This is a genomic window from Treponema sp. UBA753 (genome assembly GCF_002297325.1).
In the GTDB taxonomy this organism is placed as follows: Bacteria; Spirochaetota; Spirochaetia; order Treponematales; family Treponemataceae; genus Treponema_D.
Genome location: NZ_DBKJ01000068.1, coordinates 1 through 20,996, shown reverse-complemented (window position 1 = coordinate 20,996; position 20,996 = coordinate 1). Strand labels below are relative to the sequence as shown.

At 37.7% G+C, this 20,996-nt stretch carries 15 protein-coding genes; 11 read left to right on the top strand and 4 right to left on the bottom strand.

Features of this window, described 5'->3' with window-relative positions; all coding sequences use genetic code 11:
• Nucleotide 1 precedes the first annotated feature (1 nt).
• The 7 genes from B4C08_RS05950 (at nt 2) to nrdG (ending at nt 9,957) form a co-directional block, all read left to right on the top strand.
• Nucleotides 2-1,825 (top strand): ABC transporter substrate-binding protein, encoded by a 1,824-nt coding sequence (locus B4C08_RS05950; protein ID WP_296663953.1) that lies wholly within the window; start codon nt 2-4, stop codon nt 1,823-1,825.
• A gap of 9 nt (nt 1,826-1,834) precedes the next feature.
• The gene (locus tag B4C08_RS05945; RefSeq protein ID WP_296090350.1) at nt 1,835-2,929 is read left to right on the top strand and encodes an ABC transporter permease; all 1,095 of its coding nucleotides are present in this window, start codon (nt 1,835-1,837) and stop codon (nt 2,927-2,929) included.
• 16 nt (nt 2,930-2,945) lie between these two features.
• Nucleotides 2,946-3,923: an LEA type 2 family protein gene (locus B4C08_RS05940; RefSeq protein ID WP_296663950.1), complete on the top strand. Its 978-nt coding sequence runs from the start codon at nt 2,946-2,948 to the stop codon at nt 3,921-3,923.
• A gap of 6 nt (nt 3,924-3,929) precedes the next feature.
• Nucleotides 3,930-6,008 carry a dipeptide/oligopeptide/nickel ABC transporter permease/ATP-binding protein gene (locus B4C08_RS05935; RefSeq protein ID WP_296663947.1) on the top strand — a complete coding sequence of 693 codons (2,079 nt, stop codon included), beginning with the start codon at nt 3,930-3,932 and terminating at the stop codon, nt 6,006-6,008.
• Between the two features lie 16 nt (nt 6,009-6,024).
• On the top strand, nt 6,025-6,999 hold the full coding sequence (locus B4C08_RS05930; RefSeq protein WP_296663945.1) for an oligopeptide/dipeptide ABC transporter ATP-binding protein: 975 nt from the start codon (nt 6,025-6,027) through the stop codon (nt 6,997-6,999).
• Nucleotides 7,000-7,293: 294 nt separating this feature from the next.
• Nucleotides 7,294-9,471, top strand: a complete 2,178-nt coding sequence (gene nrdD, locus B4C08_RS05925; protein WP_296090359.1) for an anaerobic ribonucleoside-triphosphate reductase — start codon at nt 7,294-7,296, stop codon at nt 9,469-9,471.
• Nucleotides 9,472-9,957 carry an anaerobic ribonucleoside-triphosphate reductase activating protein gene (gene nrdG, locus B4C08_RS05920; RefSeq protein ID WP_296663943.1) on the top strand — a complete coding sequence of 162 codons (486 nt, stop codon included), beginning with the start codon at nt 9,472-9,474 and terminating at the stop codon, nt 9,955-9,957.
• A gap of 6 nt (nt 9,958-9,963) precedes the next feature.
• On the opposite strand, the gene B4C08_RS05915 is transcribed toward nrdG, so the two are convergent.
• The 3 genes from B4C08_RS05915 to B4C08_RS05905 all read right to left on the bottom strand — a co-directional run bounded on the left by B4C08_RS05915 (nt 9,964) and on the right by B4C08_RS05905 (nt 14,071).
• A complete protein-coding gene (locus B4C08_RS05915; RefSeq protein ID WP_296663941.1) occupies nt 9,964-11,313 on the bottom strand; it encodes a response regulator in 1,350 nt (449 codons plus the stop codon).
• Between the two features lie 65 nt (nt 11,314-11,378).
• On the bottom strand, nt 11,379-12,617 hold the full coding sequence (locus B4C08_RS05910) for a 7TM diverse intracellular signaling domain-containing protein (protein ID WP_296663940.1): 1,239 nt from the start codon (nt 12,615-12,617) through the stop codon (nt 11,379-11,381).
• A 242-nt stretch (nt 12,618-12,859) separates the two neighbouring features.
• Nucleotides 12,860-14,071, bottom strand: a complete 1,212-nt coding sequence (locus B4C08_RS05905; RefSeq protein ID WP_296663939.1) for a DUF6273 domain-containing protein — start codon at nt 14,069-14,071, stop codon at nt 12,860-12,862.
• Nucleotides 14,072-14,313: 242 nt separating this feature from the next.
• On the opposite strand from B4C08_RS05905, the gene B4C08_RS05900 reads away from it, so the two are divergent.
• From B4C08_RS05900 to B4C08_RS05885, 4 genes are all read left to right on the top strand, one after another.
• Complete coding sequence (locus B4C08_RS05900) at nt 14,314-15,438, top strand: AAA family ATPase (protein WP_296663938.1); 1,125 nt, start codon at nt 14,314-14,316, stop codon at nt 15,436-15,438.
• The gene (locus B4C08_RS05895) at nt 15,435-16,265 is read left to right on the top strand and encodes a hypothetical protein (protein WP_296663937.1); all 831 of its coding nucleotides are present in this window, start codon (nt 15,435-15,437) and stop codon (nt 16,263-16,265) included. The genes B4C08_RS05900 and B4C08_RS05895 overlap by 4 nt, the downstream gene beginning before the upstream one ends.
• 65 nt (nt 16,266-16,330) lie before the next feature.
• Nucleotides 16,331-16,870, top strand: coding sequence for a hypothetical protein (locus B4C08_RS05890; RefSeq protein WP_296663935.1), 540 nt, complete (start codon nt 16,331-16,333; stop codon nt 16,868-16,870).
• A 9-nt stretch (nt 16,871-16,879) separates the two neighbouring features.
• Nucleotides 16,880-18,139 carry a glutamate-5-semialdehyde dehydrogenase gene (locus tag B4C08_RS05885; RefSeq protein ID WP_296663933.1) on the top strand — a complete coding sequence of 420 codons (1,260 nt, stop codon included), beginning with the start codon at nt 16,880-16,882 and terminating at the stop codon, nt 18,137-18,139.
• Nucleotides 18,140-18,350: 211 nt separating this feature from the next.
• Here the strand turns inward: B4C08_RS05885 and pheT are convergent, their stop codons facing one another.
• Nucleotides 18,351-20,648 carry a phenylalanine--tRNA ligase subunit beta gene (gene pheT / locus B4C08_RS05880; RefSeq protein ID WP_296663932.1) on the bottom strand — a complete coding sequence of 766 codons (2,298 nt, stop codon included), beginning with the start codon at nt 20,646-20,648 and terminating at the stop codon, nt 18,351-18,353.
• Nucleotides 20,649-20,996 lie beyond the last annotated feature (348 nt).

The window sequence follows — 20,996 nt, the reverse complement described above, 5'->3', positions numbered from 1 at the left end:
AATGAAAAAAACATTCGCTTTATTTTTATGCGCCGGCTTGTTTTTTAGCTGCGGACAAAAATCTCCTGAAATGACACTTGAAGAAATTGCGGAATACAAAAAAAATTCAGGCTCGCTTCTTCTTGGAAAGACTCTCTACAAACCATGGAAAGGCGGCAGTTTTGCAGATGGAACAGAAGGCGGAGAATGGCTTTCTTCAGTGAATGCGGACCCAAAAACTTTCAACCAGTACATTGCAGAACGCGATGCAGAAAGCGCAGGAATTATAAATCAGACTTTGGATTCGCTTGTGGACTATGACAATGCTGAAAAAAAATGGTTTCCAAAAGCTGCATTCTTTGAAGTAGAAACAAACAAGGAAAAAAACACGCTCACCGTTCATTACACCTTGCGTGAAAATCTTTATTGGACTTGGTTCGGTTCAGATAAAAAAGTTCCTGTAACTTCTGATGACGTTGTTTTCTGGTACAACGAAATTGCAGGAGATCCAGCGTTCCAAAGCTCAGGCTACAACGGACAGTTTGTTTCCATGCCAGACGGAAGCTCTGCGCGCATTGAATGTGTAAAAATAAACGACAGGCAGTTTGATTTTGTTTTTCCGCGGATTATAGCAGATCCGCTTCTTGCCACAAACATGAACTTTTGTCCGTCTTTTATTTATAAAAAAGCAAAGGAAGAAAAAGGCGCAGAAGGTGTAAAAGACTTATTCAAGGCTTCGTGCAATGTACAGGAAATTCCTTCAATGGGAAGATGGTACATAGCTGAATATATTCCGGGCCAAAGAATAGTGTACAAGAAAAATCCGTACTACTGGGAAAAAGACTTTCAAGGAAAAACCACAACTTACATAGACACAAAGACAGTTCAAATTGTAGGAAATCCGCGGACTGAATATCTTTTGTTCAAGCAAGGAAAATTGGAATCCTATTCGCCTGTTCCAGAAGAAGTTGATGCTGTAATAAGCGGACAAAAAGATTCTTACAAAGTTTTCCGCTCAGAAGGTTCAATTGGAACTGCAATGTGGACTTTCAATCAGAATCCAAAAAACAGAGGAAAAAATTTCTACAGCTGGTTTACAAAAAAAGAATTCCGTCAGGCAATGAGCTGTCTTTTAAACCGTGAAAGAATAATTGAACAGACTTACCGCGGACTTGCTGAGCCAAAGTACAATTTTTTTCCAAGCGTAAATCCTTATTACAATGAAGCAATCACACTAAAATACAGATTCGACAAAGAAATGGCTTTGCGGCTTTTGTCAAAAATCGGAATAAACCAAGATTCAAACGGAACAATGCGCGATGCCTTTGGAAACGAAATTTCATTTGACCTTACAATCGCTTCTTCTAGCACAACCGCAAACGACATGGCGCAAATTGTGGCGGACGAATGTTCAAGCGTTGGAATAACCGTGAATGTTCGTCAGGTTGACTTTCAGAAACTGATTGAGCTTTTGACTTCAACTTATGACTGGCAGTCAGTGTTCATTGGGCTTGGCGCGAATATTTTTCCAACGCAAGGAAGCAATGTCTGGCCTTCAAGCGGAAACCTGCATCTTTGGTATCCAGAGCAAAAAACTCCGGCAACTGAATGGGAAGCAAGAATTGACCATCTTTACAACGAAGGTTCATTTACAAACGATTTCAATCAGGCTAAAAAAATTTGGGATGAATATCAGTCCATTATTCTTGAGCAATGCCCGATAATTTATCTTGTAAGCATGAAAACTTTTTTTGCCCTTCAAGGCAAATGGGATATTTCAAACTTTTTTTACGACAATATGAACGGAGCAATGACGGAACGAATTTTCTTGTCGCAGATTCAGTAAGGAAAAAATATGGCAGCATTTTTAAAAAAACTTTGGGAAACAATTTCTTTTCCTTGGAACTACTTTAAAAAGCAAAGTCCACTCGCATCTTTTATAACTGGCAGAATCGCAACGATGGCAGCTCTTCTTTTTCTTTTGGGGCTTGCAATGTTCGCGCTTATGGAACTTGCTCCCGGAGACATAGTTGACCAGATGATGACGCAGCAAATTGCATCTTCCATGAATTCAACTTCGGTTTCACCGTCGCAAATTTCAAAAGACAACAGCTTTACAACAGATCAAGGCCAGCAGCTTAGAAAAGAACTTGGACTAGACAAGCCGTTTTACGCGCAATATATGGACTGGCTAAAAAGAGTTTTTATAAACCACGATCTTGGAATAAGCTTGATTTCCAGAACGCCGGTAAGTTTTTTGATTTTATCGCGTCTTAAAAATTCAATAGTTTTGAATTTGATTTCGCTTGTTTTTATTACGTCATTTTCTTTTTTGCTCGGAGTTTATTTTTCTAGCAAAGCCGGAACTAGAACCGATGTGGCTGCAACTTTTTTCGCGTTGTTTTTTCATGCGTTCCCGGGAATTTTGCTTTTGATTCTTTTGCAGCTTTTTGCATCTATAACAGGATTTTTTCCAGTAACAGGCTATCCGAATTTTCCATTCTCTGAAAATCCGCTGAAATTTTCATTCAGCTATGTTCATCATATTTTTCTTCCGCTGCTAGCTTCTTTTCTTGGCGGAGTCGGAGGAACTATGAGAATGATCCGCTCAACAATGCTGGATCAAATGGGACTTCCTTACATCATGGCTCTTCGTTCACGAGGAATTTGCGAGCGCAGAATTTATTTGAACCATGCTTTTAAAAACACGCTTAATCCGTATATAACAGGCAGCGCAAATCTTCTTGCAAGCCTTTTTAGCGGAAGCTTGATTTTGGAAATAATCTTTTCATATCCGGGAATAGGCCGGCTGATGTATGAAGCTGTAACCCAGCAGGATGTAAATCTTGTTCTGGCGAACAGCATGTTTGTTTCCGCGTTAGTTCTTGCTGGAATGATTATTTCAGACATCACACTTGCAATTGTAGATCCTAGAATCAGATATAAATAATTTTTTGGAGTGCTTTATGAAAAAACTTTTGTTTACCATTGCCGCAAGCGCATTGCTTGCCTTTGTTCAGATTTCCTGCTCTACGAACAAGATTCCAACGGAAATTCCAAAGCCGTCGGTTTCATTCAATTCAATTTCATTTGTTTCGCTCGATTTAGAAGGAATAACATTAAAGTGCGACTACGCAATCAAAAATCCTTATCCGGTTTCACTTTCACTTGCAAAACTTGCGGCGGATATAACTTGCAACGGCGAAGCTTTTACAACTTTGACCGCAGACGAAGGAATTTCACTTTCAGCAAAATCCACAAAAGAAAACTCATTCAACTTTAAAATTCCTTATGATTCAATTTTGAACTTTGCAAAAACTTTCAAGTCTGAAAAAACGCTTCCATTCAAGATAGCGGGAAATGCGACAATCGACAATATTCCGCTTATTTCTTCAATAACATTGCCTTTTTCAAAAGACTTTGACGTTCCTGTATTCAAGCCAAGCTTTTCATTTTCAAGTCCAAAAGTTGTTCTTCCGACTGCAAAAGAAATTATTTCATCTTTCACAAAAAGCGGAATCTCGGCGGTAAAAGCGGCAAGTGCGGCGACTTCACTGGCTTCTGGAAAACCGATCGCAGAAAACTTGCTCGACAAAGTGAACATGGACGTAAAAATTAACTTCAACTTGAATGTAAAAAATGAAGGAGGCGCAGACTGGAAGTACATTTTGAATTCATGCAAAATAAGCTCAGGCGGAAAAGAACTTACAGTTCTTGACGTTGCCCAAAACGAAATAAATTCCGCAGACGGAACAATTCCGCTCACAGCCACAGTCAACACAATTACAGCTGGAAAATTTATCACTCAGATTATAAATAAATCTGGAACAAATCCGACATTCGCGCTTGAAAGCGGCATTTCATTTCCGCAGTTAAAATCAGTAACTTTGCCTTTGTCTTGCTCAAAAGAAATTCCGCTAAGCAAATTTGCCATTGGAAAATAAAACAAAATGAAGCAGCTTTTTAAATATATTACAGGACGACCAGTTGCGCTTGCCTCTTTAATCGTGATTGCCGCGATTTACATTGTCATGATTTTTGCTGAATTTTTTGCTCCTTATTCAGCGACTGCATCTTTTTCGAAAGATACTTTTCATCCTGCAAATATTGAGCTGACTTCCAAAGGTCTAAAAGTCCGTGAATTCCGGGTTTTGGAAAGCACAACTTGGCATTATGCAAAAGTAAAGGATTTGCGGCACGACCTGAAATTTTTTGTTCATGGACATAAATACAAAGTTCTTGGAATAATTCCATGCGACCTTCATCTTTTTGGAACAAAGCCTGATTCAAATGGAAGCCAATACCCGGTATTCTTAATCGGAGCAGACAATTTAGGACGAGACCTTTTTTCAAGAATCGTATACGGAAGCAGAATTTCACTTACGATTGGATTTATTGCCAGCGCAGTTTCATTAGTTCTTGCAATAGTTTTTGGCGGACTCGCAGGATTTTACGGAGGCTCAACAGACTGGTTTATAATGCGATTCAGCGAATTTTTTATGCTCATTCCTAGCCTTTACTTAATCCTTTTTTTGCGTTCGCTTTTAAACACAAACATGGACTCTGGAACTTCCTACATGGTAATTACGATAATCCTTTCTCTTGTAGGATGGCCGGGAAGCGCGCGGACTTTGCGTGGAATGATTCATTCAATAAAGCGTGAAGAATTTGTTCAGAACGCAGTCCTTGAAGGAACACCATCTCTAGTAGTAATCTTTAACTATATAATTCCGCAGATTGCAAGCCTTCTTATTGTAAGCACAACGCTTTCGATTCCAGGATTTATTATGAGCGAAACAACACTTTCGTATCTTGGACTTGGAATAAATGATCCTGCTGTAAGCTGGGGCTCGCTTATAAACCGCGATATTTCAACTTTAAACAATCTCAAAAATTTTCCGTGGCTCTTAACTCCTGTGTGGCTCTTGCTTGCCGTAACGCTCGCATTTAACTTTTTGGGCGACAGTCTGCGTGATTTTTATGATCCGTTCCATTCAGTTTTTCCAACTTGGAAAAAAAGACAGCTTGAAAAGAAAATCAAGACACATTCTGCTCAATGCGAATTTTCAATGGCGGAACTTCAGCGTTCTTTTTTAACTGTGCAAAATCTTTTTGTAACTTTTGACGTTTCAGCTGGAAACAAAAATATTCAGATTCAGGCTGTGCGCGGAGTAACTTTTTCAATGAAGCGCGGAGAAATTCTTGGAATTGTCGGAGAAAGCGGCTCAGGAAAATCTGTTTCCACAACGGCGGTTTCTGGACTTTTGCCGGGGAACGCCTTTGTTGAAGGCAGAATTTTCTTTAAAGGCATTGAACTTACATCTCTTTCGCAAGATCAGTTTAGGGAATTGCGCGGAAGAAAAATCGGCTGCATCTTTCAAGAGCCTGGACGCTCATTTGATCCGCTCCAAAGCATAGAAAATGTTTTTGCGGAAACTTTTAGGAATTCAGAACCTGAGCTTTCAAAAGAAGAATGCAAAAAACGCGCTATAGAACTTTTAAATGAAGTGGGACTTCCAGACGCAGAAAAGCGCCTAAAGAATTTTCCGCACCAGTTTTCAGGAGGACAGCTTCAAAGAATCAGCATTGCGCTTTCATTGGCACAAGGCTGCGACCTTCTCATTGCGGACGAGCCTACAACTGCGCTCGATGTTACAATTCAGGCGCAAATCGTGGAGCTTTTGGCAGACTTAAGAAACAAGCGCGGACTTTCAATAATTTTTATAAGCCACAACATTGACCTTGTAGCTTCGCTTTGCGACAACATAATTGTAATGTACGGCGGACTAATCATGGAAAAAGGAACTTCTGCCCAAATAATAAAAAATCCGCGGCATCCTTATACAAAGGCACTTTTAGCTTCCACGCCGAAATTCGGAAGCCACTACACGGAGCAAGTGCTTTCTTCTATTCCAGGAAGAGTTACAGATCCTGCATCTCCTGAAAGCGGCTGTCCGTTTGCTCCAAGATGCGGCTTTAGAAAAGATGAATGCGAAAAAGAAAACTTCAAATGCTATAAAATGATATAAAAAGGATTAGTTTTATATGAAAAAAGATATAATATTGTGCGCTGAAAACCTGCAAAAACACTTTGGACTTGACGCTGGATTCTTTGCAAAAAAAAACAAGCAAGTCTATGCGGTAAACGGAGTTTCATTTGAAATTGAGCGCGGAAAAACTTACGGACTTGTAGGCGAAAGCGGCTGCGGAAAAACAACAACAGCCCGGCTTTTAGTAAAAATGTACGATGCTGATTCTGGGAAAATTTATTTCAATCCGCAGGAAAAAACAGAACCTATTGAAGTCGCAAATCTGGACAAAAAAGCTCTTTCCGCATATAGGGAAAAAGTAAAATACATTTTTCAAGACCCTTCACGCTCGCTGAATCCGCGAATGACAATTGCAAGCATTTTATCATCGCCTTTAAAATACTCATCGCATTGGCAGGGAAAAGAACAGGCACGTGAAAAAGCCGCCGCCTTGCTTGAAGAAATCGGGCTAGACAAAGCGGATTTGGACAGACGGCCGCAGGAATTTTCAGGCGGACAAAGGCAGCGCATTTCAATTGCACGCGGACTTATTCTTGAGCCGGAACTTTTGATTTGCGATGAAGTTGTAAGCGCGCTGGATGTTTCTGTTCAGGCACAAATTCTGAATCTTTTGCAGGATTTAAGGAAAAAACGCGGACTTTCATTTTTGTTTATTGCCCACGATTTAAAAGTTTCCTGCTATTTTTGCGACACAATCGGCGTAATGTACCGCGGAATGATTGTAGAAGAAGCAGAAGCGAAAAATCTTTACAAGGAAGCCTTGCATCCATACACGCAGACACTTTTTGCCGGAGCAGGCGGAAAATTTCAAGTTGAAAAAACAGGCGAAATGAAAACATTGCTTGAAAGTCTTTCTGGCTGTCCGTTTGCCCACAGATGCCCAAAAGCACAGGAAAAATGCCGCTCTGAAATTCCGCCTTTAAAGCAGATTTCAGAAAACCATAAAGTGCGCTGTTTTCTTATAGAATAGACTCTAAAAACGCCTTAATACTACAAAAGTATGACAATTCAACTAATTATGTGGAATTTTTAGAATTATATTCGTTTTTGTACCCTTACTTTTAAAGATTTTCCCTTAATTCCGCAGTTAAAAAAAACAAAAAAAATCTGCCCCCAAGAATCACGCATAAACCGCCTATTTATAGAATTCTTTGATTTACGCCAAAAGTTCGTTTTATTGACTGAAAACACTACTGCTAGTATACTAAAGGCACTTTTAACACCATATATAGACAACGGTGTTAAAAAAAAAAGAGGGAAAAGCATGAAAATCATCAAAAGAAGTGGTGCGGAAGCTGTTTATGACCGCAATAAAATTTCAACGGCAATAAGAAAGGCAAATGAGCAGGTAAGAGAATCACAGCGCCTTAAAGAAAGCCAAATTGAATCCATTGTTGATGATATTGAAATCGAATGCCATAATTCAGGACACGCTCTTAATGTTGAAGACATTCAAGATCTTGTTGAAAACGGAATCATGCAGAATGGCGCTTATGAAGTTGCCAAGCTTTATATAACCTACCGCTACCGCCATCAGCTTTTGCGCAAGGAAAATACAACCGACCAGCAAATAATGAGCCTTCTTGAAGAAAATAACGAAGAAGTCAAGCAGGAAAATTCAAATAAAAATCCGACCGTAGTTTCCGTGCAGCGCGATTATATGGCAGGAGAAGTCAGCAAAGACATTACACGCCGTTTTCTTTTGGATCCGGATATTTGCAAAGCCCATGACGAGGGAATCATACATTTTCATGATGCAGATTATTTTGCCCAGCACATGCACAACTGCGACCTTGTAAACCTTGAAGATATGCTTCAAAACGGAACTGTAATCAGCGGAACAAAAATTGACCGTCCGCATTCTTTTTCAACAGCCTGCAATATAGCCACACAGATTATAGCGCAAGTCGCCAGCTGCCAGTACGGCGGACAAAGCATTACGCTCACTCACCTTGCTCCTTTCGTAGACGTAAGCCGCAAAAAAATCATGGCAGAAACAACAGAACTTATCAAAGCCACAGGACTTCAGGTTTCTTCAGAGCAGTTTGATTATATGGTTGAACAGCGCGTAAAAGACGAAATCAAGCGCGGAGTTCAGACAATCCAGTATCAGGTCATAACTCTTATGACAACAAACGGCCAGGCTCCTTTTGTAACGGTTTTCATGTACTTGAACGAAGCAAAAAACGAGCAGGAAAAAGCCGACCTTGCGCTGATTATAGAAGAAGTTCTCAAGCAGCGTTATCAGGGAGTAAAAAACGAAAAAGGCGCCTGGATTACTCCAGCGTTCCCAAAGCTTATTTATGTCCTTGAAAATGATAACGTGGAACAAGGCTCTCCATACTATTATCTTTCCGAGCTTGCCGCAAAATGCACCGCGCGCAGAATGGTTCCAGACTACATCAGCGAAAAGAAAATGCTGGAGCTAAAAATCGATGCAAAAGGAAACGGAAACTGCTATCCTTGCATGGGCTGCCGCTCATTTTTAACGCCTTACTTGGACTTGACTGGAAAGCCAAAATACTACGGAAGGTTCAATCAAGGAGTTGTAACGCTGAACCTTGTTGATGTGGCCTGCTCTTCTGGTGGCGACATGATGAAATTCCATCAGCTTCTTCAGGAACGCCTTGAACTTTGCCACAGAGCGCTTAGAATCCGCCACGAACGCCTTCTTGGAACAAAATCTGATGCCGCGCCAATTCTATGGCAAAACGGAGCATTGGCAAGATTAAAGAAAGGTGAAGTTATCGACAAGCTTTTGTACAACGGATATTCAACAATTTCCCTTGGATATGCCGGACTTTGCGAATGCGTGCGCTATATGACCGGAAAATCCCACACAGATCCGGATGCAAAACCTTTTGCGCTCAATGTAATGAAAGCCTTGAATGAAGCCTGCAAAAAGTGGAAGGAAGCCGAGCATATCGACTATTCCGTCTATGGAACTCCGCTTGAAAGCACAACTTACAAATTTGCAAAGTGCCTTAAAAGAAGATTCGGAATAATTGAAGGCGTTACAGACAAAAACTACATCACAAACAGCTACCACGTAAATGTAACAGAAAAAATCGACGCATTTACAAAGCTTTCATTTGAATCTGAATTCCAAAGACTTTCACCGGGAGGAGCTGTAAGCTACGTTGAAGTTCCGAATATGGAAAACAACATTCCAGCTGTAATGGCTCTCTTAAAGCACATTTACAACAACATAATGTACGCAGAGCTGAACACAAAAAGCGACTTCTGCCAAAAATGCGGCTACACAGGCGAAATTCAAATTGCAACAGACGGCGATGGAAAATTAATCTGGGAATGTCCAAACTGCAAAAACCACGACCAGGCCACAATGAACGTTGCAAGAAGAACCTGCGGCTACATTGGAACACAATACTGGAATCAGGGACGCACACAGGAAATAAAAGAGCGTGTGCTTCATTTGTAAATGTACTACGGAGAAATTAAAAAATTCGACATCTCAAACGGAGAGGGCGTTAGAGTTTCCCTCTTTGTTTCAGGATGCAGAGTTCATTGTCCGGGCTGCTTTAACAAATGCACTTGGGATTTTCAGTACGGAAAACTTTTTACAGAAGAAACAGAAAACGAAATAACCGAAGCTCTTTCAAAGGAATTTATTTCAGGACTTACAGTTCTTGGAGGAGAGCCGTTCGAGCCTGAAAACCAGAAAGTTCTTGCGCCGTTTTTATCAAAAGTAAAAAAAATGTTTCCAAAAAAAACAATCTGGTGCTACACAGGCTACGTTTACGACAAGGACATTCTTCCTTCCTGCGGAAAAAAGCACTGCGACTTTACAGAGCAATTTTTAAGCTGCATTGATGTTCTTGTGGATGGACCTTTTATAGAAGAACTCAAGGATATTTCACTGCAATTCCGCGGCTCAAGAAATCAGCGCATACTCCATTTAAAATAAATTCAGCTACAAGCTCATAACTGCCTGAATCCATTCGGTTCTATTTTTTACACCGAATTTTTCATATATATGCTGAATATGAGTTGCAACAGTGCTGGTAGCAATAAAAAGTTCCTTTGCAATTTGCTTGTTAGTCTGATTCTTTAGCAAAAGCTCAGCGATTTCAATTTCCCTTGACGACAAGCCGAATTTTTTATAAGCACAAATTCTGTTTTCTCTTGAATCAACGGCAGGCACGAATGTCAAGTCTGAATTCAATTTGCCGCCATAAGAAGATTCTGCTGTCTTGTTTATAAAATCAGTTATTGTCCTTGCAAAATCTTTTTTAACATTTATTTTTAAAGACAAAACCGAATAGACTTTTAAAAGCAGTTCCATTTGTGAAAAAGGCTTAAAAATATAATCCACCGCGCCTTCCTTAATTGAAACACGACGAAGCTTGGAATCCTGCACGCCCGTTAAAAACAAAAATGGAATTGTCTTTAGATTTTCGTCCTTGCGGCAAATTTCAAAAAAAGCCTTTCCGTCCATAACCGGCATAACCATATCCGAAATTATTAAATCTGGAATTTCTTTCTTTATTTTTTCAAGAGCATCCTTTCCATTGCAAGCAGCAAAAACCGTGCAGTAAGGCTTGAACATATTTTGAATATTTTCCAAAAGCGAAAGATTGTCTTCGGCACAAAGAATTTTTACGCCCTGCATTATTTGCAAAAAATCATAATTTTGAAGCGCGGAAATATTCAGTTCAGGTTCATTTTCATAGAAAAGCTGCTCCGTCTTTTGAACGTAATTTTCATCAGTGCTGCCGGAAACAATTTCAAGAGGCAAGCGGGCTTCAAAAACAACTTTGTGCAAATTTTTTCCATCCTTAAAAACAGGAACACAAACCGCATTGCAGTTTCCGTTATACAATTTGCAAATCCGCCGCACAAGATTAAGCCCGATTCCCATTCCAGCAATATTTTCTGAAATATTTTTTCCTCGGAAGCCAAACGCAAAAAGCTGCTCAATGTTCTGCTCCAAAATATTTTCAGAAAAATTTGAAACTCTATAAACCAGTGTTTTGCTCAAAGTGTCCCATTCAATGCTCACGTCAATTTTATTTTTTTCCACGGAATATTTTATCGCATTGTCAATCAGATTTATAAAAACAGTTTCCAAAAACAAAGGAAAAATCAAAACGCAAAGTTCTTCGCCGCATGAATAAGTCCACGAAATTTCAATTCCTTTTATCCGCGCATAGGAAATAAAGTTGTCAAGACATTGCCTAAACAAATTCATAACAAAAACCGCGGACTTTATTTTTGCAGCTTCCTGAATATTTTGTTCCTGCCGTTCAAGAGAGTTTACCATGAGCGCAATGTTTTTTATTCTTTGTATGTTCCAATCCGTGCTTTTTACACAGGCAAAAAAATTCTTTAAAGCCCCCCCCCACGGAAATTATTTTGCCTAAAAAATTCATTTACAATGTTTTCCATTTCTTCAACAGAGTTTTGAATAATCGTAACCGGAGCTAAAAGTTCATGCGCTGAAGACTTTAAGAAATACGAAGATTCCCTAAGCATGTTAAATTCATTTTGCCTTTGCCTGACTTTTACAAAAATGCTTACGCCGTAAATAAGAATATGAGAAACAAAGCAAATGTCGTAGCCAAAATAATAGTCATTGTCAAAAACAGAAAGAAAGTTCACATTGAATTTAAGACGCAAAAGATGCAATGACTGCCTGAAAATTATATAAACAAAAAGCGGAACCCAAGAAAAAATCAAAAGCGACGGAATATTTTTTATTTTAAAAAATGAATGCACAAGAAGCGCGCTGCAAAATGCGCAGCCCAAAATCAAAAAGCAAATTGTCGCAATATATGGAACTTTTACATCATCGCAAAATCCGTACAGAAAAACAGAAACTAAGCAGACAAATAAAATCAAGCCGAGAATTCTTTTACACAACCAATTTTTTTCAAGTGAAAGATTTTCCAAAAACAAAATCTGCGAAAAACAAAGTCCAATGGCGCACACAATGTAGCCGAATCTTACAAAAAACAGTTTCTGGCAAAAAGCGTTCCAAATGTATGTGCAGCCAAATCCTTTCATTGCAAGTTGATAAAGAAAAAACGCAAAAGTCATAATGCCCAGATACAAAAAAAGTTTTTCCTTTAGACTTGCAAACAAAACAAAAAGAGCTGCCGCCGTAACAAGCATAACGCAAAAAAATATTATATGCACAAATGAAAAATGCTCTGTCTGCTCAAAAAAACGCTCCATTGTAAAAAAACGGAATATGCAAGAAGTTGAATCCGAATTCTTAATCTTTAAAATGTAGCATTCATCAAAAAAATGTCCTTCTGGAATTTCAAGGAAAACTCTCCAGGATTTTATTGGTTTTTGCGAATTGAAAACCGTTCTTCCTGCAACGCTGCTTTTTTTCCAGCTGCCATTTTCAAAAACATAAAGTTCTACGGAATCAACAATTTCAGGACCAAGGTCAAGAATTTGCGCAGGAAATTTCTGTGGATTTTTTCGCTGAACGGCGCACCAAAGAGTACCTTTTACAAATCCCGGCGAAAAACGAAATCCGCTTTTTTTACATTCGGAAGGAAATGCAAAGTCAGAAGAAAACTCGCTGTCTGAACTTTGCCAATAATAAACCTGCACTGAATTTTCCTGTGCAAAGAAAAATTCGCCGCAAACAAAAAACAAGACTGATAAAACCCAACAATTCTTTTTCATCAAGAAAGCAAACATAGCAAAACCCGCAAGAATTTTTTAGCAATCTTTTTTATTTTAGTGGATATGGAAAAATTTTGAAATAATACTTTTTAAATGAACCCCACTACGAAATGGGTGAAAAGTTCAGTTATCGCAGTGGGGAATTATGTAAAATATTTGAAACTTAATTAATCAAGTTTGATTGTAAGAGCAGGACAAATGCCTGAAAAGTTTGTACTTCCTGAAGTAACTTCTTCTAGTGAACTTAGATATACATTAAAATAACGATTTTCCCTGTTTTCAGAATTGATAAATCTCTCATAATAATCAACTTTTTCTTTGACAGGTGTCCGTGTAAAATAGCTTTTTTGAGAATATAAATTGCTTGCTTTTGCAAGGTCTGATGAAGAGCGATCATCGCTATATTTTGTTTTTTCTTTAAACTTAATTAAATCATTTTTACTTAACAAGAAAATTTTATCATTTGTATCATTACACCTTAAATCGATTGTTTCTGATTCTTCTCCGTCCGCTACTTTGGTACCTGAATAATATCTCATTGACTCTGAACCATTATAAACATAAGTTGTTGCAATTAAATTTTGACCTTCAGAAGAAAATGCATTCTGCAAAAATCCATTGTCCTTGAACTTTATTTCATAAGAGTCAATTTTATAAGAATCAATCAGTGTATTTCCATAATGGCTTATATAGCTTAAGCCATTTAACACAGCCCTTACAAAACTATATTCATAGTTTGACGGATAAATATTTTTATCTTTAGAAGACGAACGTTTAAATACAAAATTATTTTCGCTATTATCCCGCAGCCAATAAATAGTCATATCATAATGAATTCCTGAAATCAAAATTTTTTCAGAATATAGGAGAGCATTTCCCGTTCCATTGTAGTCATTTGTAACAACAATCCATTTTATTGGTTCAACTTTAAAGTAATATTCAGTCCCATCTACTATACTAGAACCATCAGAGAAGAGCCCATCATTATAGGCATTTGGATTTGCCTGCATCTTAAAATATTTACAGCCGTCACTACCTAAATAAAGATGTTTATCTTGGTCAATTGCTTCTGTAATTTCAACATCCTGCGTTTTTACAGTTTGCGGCCATTCTCCAAAAAGCACATAAGTTGCTTCCGTTCCCGCGCTTCCATCTGTCCCAGCTTTTAAAATATACGGAGAGTCTATGTAGTTTGTAGGCAATTCTTCAGTATTATCACCATTGTTTGATGAATTTCCAGTATTTGAAGATGGCGTTGCAGGCGCATAATACGAATCATCTCCAGAACCACCGCCTGAACCATTAGAACAGGAAAATATAAACAATCCTAAAAATCCAAATAAAAAAACAGGTATTACAACTTTTGTCATTTTCATCATGCCGTTCTTCCTTTTTTACAAAATATGACTAAGAAGATAATAGTTTTGGCATAGATATTTTTATCGTTTAAATTTGGATTTGCGCATAGACTTTTTTCTAGTTATGCATCGAGACAAACATTTAGACAAAAAACTGTAATATATTTTTTTTACCATATATTTGCCGTAAAAAAATTACGGCGGGGGTTGTTTTTTTAGAAATTTATTCCGATAATATGTTATATTCAAATTGGAGTATAAATATGCTCAAGTCACTAACACTAAGTAACTTTAAAGCTTTTGAAAAACCTGTAACAATAGATTTTTCTGCTATAGGAAATTACTCATTCAATACAGAAACTATAAAGAATGGCATTGTAAAAACAGCTGTAATGTACGGTAAAAATGCCAGTGGAAAATCTTCTCTTGGTCTTGCAATTTTTGATATTGTAGCCAATCTTACAGATAATTTTGTAAATCCAAGAAACTATATAAATTATCTTAACCGCAAGACTAATAATCAATTAAGCCTTTTTGAATATAATTTTGTTTTTGGAAAATCAGAAATTATTTATTCATATTCAAAATCTGATGTTAGAACTATTCTTTCCGAAAGATTAACAATCAATGGTAAAACAGTAATTGAATACGACCGATTAAAAGACAAGCATAAACTTTTTCTAAGTCTTGAAGGTGCAGAAAATGTAAAAATCGATTTAACACAACTTAATTTCTCTGCATTAAGATTTATAAAATCGAATGTCATTTTAAAAGAAAATGATGAAAATACAGCATTTAATCAACTATTTTCTTTTGTTAATAAAATGCTCTTATTTTGGTCTTTGGAAACCCGTGAGTTTATAGGTTATACACCAAATCCCGGTCAAGCTATTTTCAGTGAAATTGTAAAACGTGGACATTTTAAAGACTTGCAGGCTTTCTTTAAAGAAGCTGGCTTTGAAGATGAACTTGACCATAGAATTTTTAATGGCACAGAACAATTACTAATAAAATACAATGATAAAAATAAACTGGATTTTGGCTTGGCATGTTCATCAGGAATGAGTTCTTTGCTTTTAGTATATTATTGGCTTGAAGATGTCTCTGTTCCAGAAAAATGTCCATCTTTTATTTTTATAGATGAATTTGATGCTTTCTATCATTTTGAATTAGCAAGAATTGTTGTTGAAAAACTACGAGCTTGCAATTGCCAAGTTCTTCTTACAACGCACAATACATCTTTATTCACAAATGATTTGCTTAGACCAGATTGTTTTTATATTTGTTCAAAAAATAAAATTGTAAATGCTCATAATGCAACAATGAAAGAGCTGCGTCTTGGTCATAATCTTGAAAAACTCTATCGTGGCGGCACATTTGGCAAATGATTCTTTTTATCTTTGAAGGCGAAATAAGAGAGCCTGCTTTATATAAAACAATGAAATATTTGTTTCTCTCAAACTCAATAGAAGACGATATTATTGTTTCTTATTGCAGCAACATTTATTCACTTTATAAGAAAATGAAAGAATTGGATATTTTCGGAGGTTCTGCAGATATAGTCAGTGTTTTACAAGAACAACTAAAATCATCAAAAAACAAACATGATGAACTTAATAAAGTAAAAAGCAGTGATTCAATTTCTGAAATATATCTCTTTTTCGACTATGATTTAAAACAAAAAGACAATTTTAACAAACTTTCTGTAGATGAACAAAACAATCAAATAAAAGAACTTCTTGAATATTTTAATAATGAAACCGAAAAAGGAAAGCTTTATATAGACTATCCAATGGTTGAATCTATCCGATATTTTAAGAAAAAATTGCCAGATGAAAATTATATCAATTATGAAACAGATATGTTTGTTGGCAAAAAATTCAAGGAAGAAGCAGCTAAAAATTCGTATTATCAAAACTTAAGATTTATTACTTTTGATTTAAATAGAGAAAAAGAAATCAAATTACCTAAAAACTCAAACAAGGTAATTGATGAAGAAGAAATCAATAAAGTCAGATCAAATTGGAATCATGTAAAAGACTTAAATATAAAAAAAGCCAATTATATATGCCATAGTATTAATGAAATTCCTGCTATAAAAGACAAAATCAATCAACTTAATATATTTAACAAACAGCTAAGCAAATATTTAATTAGAGAAAAAATCGCTATTTTAAATTCTTTCCCTTTATTTTTATTTGAATATTTACGCTAATACAATAAATTCTTCAATATAAAATACCCATTGCAACAACGAAAGCAAAAATTTATAATGTTCCTATGTCAGAAAATCTTATAGAAAAATTTGTGGATGGTAATTCGCTCAAGGCGTTGAAAAATCTTATTGAATCCAGTTCGGATGACGCAGCCCTTTCTTCTTCTGTACAGCTTGCAGATATTTTTGGCGCAGGGCAGACATTCAAAAAAATCGCTGATAAAAATTCAGATACGGAATCAAAACTTGTTTCCAGCTTTAACAATAATCTTGTGCTTTTAATTCAGAAAACTTGGGTTGAAAAATCCGACGAAGAGCTTAAGGCGCAGATTCTTTATCAGCTTGAAGAATTCCGCGTTCAGTTAAATTCAAAAGATTATGTTCAGGCTTATCCGCAGTTTTTTTCTATTTTAGACAATGTTGTTTACCTTATGTTCGGAAATCAGGCAAAAGCAAAAGATTTTCCAGAATACGCGCTTAGAATCGATCCGGAATTTGGAATTTTCTGGTGGTATGTAAAAAGCCTTCCGCGGGATGCGCAGTGGTCAAGTGAACGCACAAGAATTGCCATTTTGCTTGGAATTTATTTTTTGGCAAACTATTAGAGGAATTTCATGGAGCTTGATTCAATTTGCGCTGAATTAAAAAAAGGAGCGGCACAACTTGCGCTTTATACAGAGCTTCAGAAAAACAATGCGTTAAAATGTGTTTCTGAGGCAATTTTAAAAAACAAGCAGGAAATCCTAAGCGCAAACCAAACCGATGTGGAAGACGCGCGCGCAAAAGGAACTCTAGAATCCCTTGTTGAACGTCTGGCTCTAAACGAAAAAAAATTCAATGATATTTTAGACGGAATCAAAACTGTAATTCAGCAAAAAGATCCAGTTGGCAAAATTGTTGACGGCTGGAAAGCTCCGAACGGAATGGAAATCCGCCAAGTAAGAGTTCCGCTTGGAGTCGCTGCAATTATTTACGAAAGCCGTCCGAACGTTACAGCGGATGCGTTTGCGCTTGCCTACAAAAGCGGAAATTCTATCCTTTTACGCGGTTCTTCTTCTGCGCTTAATTCAAACAAAGCCATTGTAAAGGCAATCAAAGAAGGCTTAAAAAATGCCGGAAAAAACGGCGTTGAGTCTGCTTTGTATTTGTGTGAATCCGGCAGTTATTCCGAAGTAAACGAAATTCTCAATGCAGTCGGCAAAATCGATGTAGTTCTTCCACGCGGCTCTGCAAAACTCATAAATCTTGTTGTTGAAAATGCGAAAGTTCCGGTAATTCAAACTGGAGCCGGAGTCTGCCACCTTTATGTTGATAAAAGCGCGAATCTTGAAAACGCAGCTAAAATTGCGCAGAATTCCAAAATGCAGCGTCCGGGAGCTTGTAACGCAATTGAAACAATCCTTGTAAATAGAAAAGTTCTAAAAGAATTTCTTCCGCTTCTTGCAAAGGAATTTGATGAAAAAGTTCAAATCCGAGCAGATAAGGAATGCCATTCTGTTTTGCAAAATGCAGGCTACAAAAATTTAAAGGAAGCAGTTGATTCCGACTTTGGATTTGAATTTCTTGACTTTATTGTTGCCGTCCGACAAGTTGAATCCACAGAGCAGGCAATTGAATTTATAAACACACACAACACCAAGCACAGCGAATGCATTGCCACAAATGACAGAAGCCACGCCCTTATGTTCCAGCAGCAAATTGACGCAGCCTGCATCTACGTAAATGCAAGCACAAGATTTACAGATGGCGGAATTTTTGGATTTGGAGCGGAACTTGGAATCAGCACACAAAAACTTCATGCCAGAGGTCCTATGGGAGCTGAAGCCTTGACCACGACAAAATTCCTAATCGATGGAAACGGTCAGATTAGGTAAAAATAAATGCAAATTCTCGGCGAGAATTTATTAAAAACACGCCGTACTTTTTAAATTTCACGCCGAGAATTTTAGAAAACTCGGCGTGTTTTTTTAGGTTACTGCGTTTGTTTTAAATGACATTTTTTCTTTTATACAAAAAAAAAGACCGCCCTTTCGGACGGTCTTTTGCTTTTTTTATACTTAATACAATAATTCAGCTTGTTTTAAACTATTCAATATCCGCGTTGACTGTTTTTTCCATTACAATCGGCTTGCCTGCAGCAACAAGATTTTTTCCGGCGGCTTGCGCCATTTTGTTTACAATCTTGTATTCAACTTTGCAGAACTTGTCTATGCCGATTTTTGAAGGCTTTTCAAAAGGTTCAAAGCCTTCAAGAACAACTTGAGTTCCAGGAGCTGCCCAAGGAGCTGTCAAAAGCTCAACTTTTTCAACGCCGTCTTCCACATAGTCAGAGGCAAGAAGCATTCCGCGGCTTTCAACGCCCTTCATTTTTCTTGGAGCAAGGTTAGCGGCAATAATAACATGTTTTCCCAAAAGCTCCTCTTCCTTTAAATAAGGACGCAAGCCAGACTGAATAATGCGCTCTGTTCCGCTTCCGTCGTCAAGATGCTCAATGTAAAGCTTGTCGCCCTGCGGATTTGTTTCCACGCTCAAAATCTTTGCAACTTTAAGCTCAATGTGCTTGTTAAAATATTCAACCGGGTCAATTTTTGGCGCAGAAGATTCAGGCTTGTGCTCTTCTTTTGGCTGAATGTTTTGAGTGTGCTCCTTAGGCTCTGTCGCCATAAGATATTCAAGATCAATTTCTCCTGCCACACAAGGAACTCCAACCTGCCAATTTTCAAGAATCTGCGGATGAATTTCTCCAAAAATTCCAGCCTGCTTTCCGTTCACCATAATTCCAGCCTGACGCCCCGGAATAAAGCGAGGATCATTTGTTTCCTGAACTTCATATTTATGGTCAAGATAGTAAAGAATTGTGCTCACTTCGCTTGCAGCTTCGTTAAAGTTTGCATTGTTGGAAGCTGTAAGAAATCCAAGGCTCTGAATTGTCTTTGTGCCGGTATTTTCACTTTCATCGATGAATGCAATTTTTCCGACTTCAAAAATCTTGTGAGGATAAACTGCGTTTCCGCTTTGGGCTTCGGCTTCAAAAAGAGATGCAATAATTGACGGACGGATAAACTGATAGTTTTCGCTCATTGGATTTGCAATTTCAATTACATTTTTTCCATCGATTCCCATGTTGTCAATGTAGGTTTTCTTTGAACCAAGGTAATTGAAAATCATTTCCTGATAGCCGATTCCAGCCATAATATTTTTTACTTTGCGGCTGTAAACGGTAATTGGCAAAAGACGTCCGATTGTAAAGTCGTTTGGTTTTTCAGGCTTAAAGAAATCAAGGCCTTTTCCAATCATAACATCTTCAATAACATCAACTTCGTGCAAAAAGTCGTTGCGGTAAGGAGCTGGATGCACAACAAAAACAGTTTCGCCGTTTTCATTCAAAACATCAACTTTGCTTCCCATGCGCACAAGAGCATCTTTCACTTCGTCCTCGGAAAGAGAACTGCCAAGCTTTTTGTTTATTGCAGAAAGTCGGGCTTTTGCTGTCTGCTGGAAATAATAAGGAATGACAACATCGTTTCCAAATCCAGTGTCATATTCGTGGTGAACTTTTACAGGAAGAATTTCATAACCTGCGTCTGCAAAATCACAGGCAACAATATTCGCAGCAAGCATCAAGTCTTTCATGTCAACGCCGGTAAGCTCAACCATCAAATCCTTGTCGCCAACTTCAATCTGTCCCAAAGTCGCGCTGTTGATTATAGGGCTCATGCTCATAATTTCGCCAGAATCGTCCTGCAAAACCGGATATTTTTCAAAATCCTTTAAAATCCAGCCGTATTCTTTTCCCTTTGGATGATTTTGAAGGATTTCACGGCAAGTCTGTTTTTCTTCACCCTGAAGCGGAACAAAACTTACCTTGTCTGGATCAGCTGCAACAAAATGAACCGGCCACTTTAAATTTGCTGCGCGGTAAACGCCCATTGAAATTGTTTTTCTTTTGCGCCCAAAGTTCCAGGCAAGCTTTTCCTGAGTCTGCATAATGTCAATAAGCATCGCATTGTCTATAGGTTTTCCGCTTATAACAAAAGAAACCATAAACGGCCTGATATGCTTTAAAGCCGGATCAACAACAGCAAGACGATTTCCTGTGTCTTTTAGCTTCCCTTCATCCGACATGAATTTGCTGTAGTCTGAATGGCCTTTTCCTTCGTGCTCGCGAAGGCATCTTGCAACTCCGCCGGCAGACCACAAGTCAGGACGGTTTGTGTCGTTCAGTTCAATTTTTATAACACGCTCATTTTCTGGAGCAGATTCATCGGGCTTTTCGTCAAGTTCGGCTTTTGCAAATGTAAGCTTCTTTTCAAAAGTATCCCAGTCGTATTTAGTTCCAAGCAAATTAAAAAAAAGTTTTTCGTTGACTTCAATCTTAGGCATGGTTTCCTCTATTAAATAGTGTGCATAGATTATATTACAACAATGGCAAAACTGCAATTAGGGGAATAAAGACTTGAAGTTTCAAATTGTAATACAAACATTATTTAAAATTGCCATAAGGATTGGAAAAATCTAACAATTTTTCTCACATACTCAAGCCCATGACTCGTCTCCATAATCATCTTCTTCACAACAACCCAAAATCGACGAAGGATTTCCATAACAAGATGCACCATATTCCCACAATTCTGAATCTTCAGTGATATTATCTAAAGAAGAAAGTTTATCCTTTAATCTGTTAATCACAATATTCTTATTAGCCCAAACTTCGAGTTTTATGATTTAATG

What these genes read in the sequence shown, in the direction of transcription:
- B4C08_RS05890 (WP_296663935.1), top strand. Translation starts at nt 16,331, where the DNA reads ATGTCAGAAAATCTTATAGAAAAATTTGTGGATGGTAATTCGCTCAAG.
- B4C08_RS05945 (WP_296090350.1), top strand. Translation starts at nt 1,835, where the DNA reads ATGGCAGCATTTTTAAAAAAACTTTGGGAAACAATTTCTTTTCCTTGG.
- B4C08_RS05885 (WP_296663933.1), top strand. Translation starts at nt 16,880, where the DNA reads ATGGAGCTTGATTCAATTTGCGCTGAATTAAAAAAAGGAGCGGCACAA.
- B4C08_RS05930 (WP_296663945.1), top strand. Translation starts at nt 6,025, where the DNA reads ATGAAAAAAGATATAATATTGTGCGCTGAAAACCTGCAAAAACACTTT.
- B4C08_RS05895 (WP_296663937.1), top strand. Translation starts at nt 15,435, where the DNA reads ATGATTCTTTTTATCTTTGAAGGCGAAATAAGAGAGCCTGCTTTATAT.
- nrdG (WP_296663943.1), top strand. Translation starts at nt 9,472, where the DNA reads ATGTACTACGGAGAAATTAAAAAATTCGACATCTCAAACGGAGAGGGC.
- B4C08_RS05935 (WP_296663947.1), top strand. Translation starts at nt 3,930, where the DNA reads ATGAAGCAGCTTTTTAAATATATTACAGGACGACCAGTTGCGCTTGCC.
- B4C08_RS05900 (WP_296663938.1), top strand. Translation starts at nt 14,314, where the DNA reads ATGCTCAAGTCACTAACACTAAGTAACTTTAAAGCTTTTGAAAAACCT.
- B4C08_RS05950 (WP_296663953.1), top strand. Translation starts at nt 2, where the DNA reads ATGAAAAAAACATTCGCTTTATTTTTATGCGCCGGCTTGTTTTTTAGC.
- nrdD (WP_296090359.1), top strand. Translation starts at nt 7,294, where the DNA reads ATGAAAATCATCAAAAGAAGTGGTGCGGAAGCTGTTTATGACCGCAAT.
- pheT (WP_296663932.1), bottom strand. Translation starts at nt 20,648, where the DNA reads ATGCCTAAGATTGAAGTCAACGAAAAACTTTTTTTTAATTTGCTTGGA.
- B4C08_RS05905 (WP_296663939.1), bottom strand. Translation starts at nt 14,071, where the DNA reads ATGATGAAAATGACAAAAGTTGTAATACCTGTTTTTTTATTTGGATTT.
- B4C08_RS05915 (WP_296663941.1), bottom strand. Translation starts at nt 11,313, where the DNA reads ATGGTAAACTCTCTTGAACGGCAGGAACAAAATATTCAGGAAGCTGCA.
- B4C08_RS05940 (WP_296663950.1), top strand. Translation starts at nt 2,946, where the DNA reads ATGAAAAAACTTTTGTTTACCATTGCCGCAAGCGCATTGCTTGCCTTT.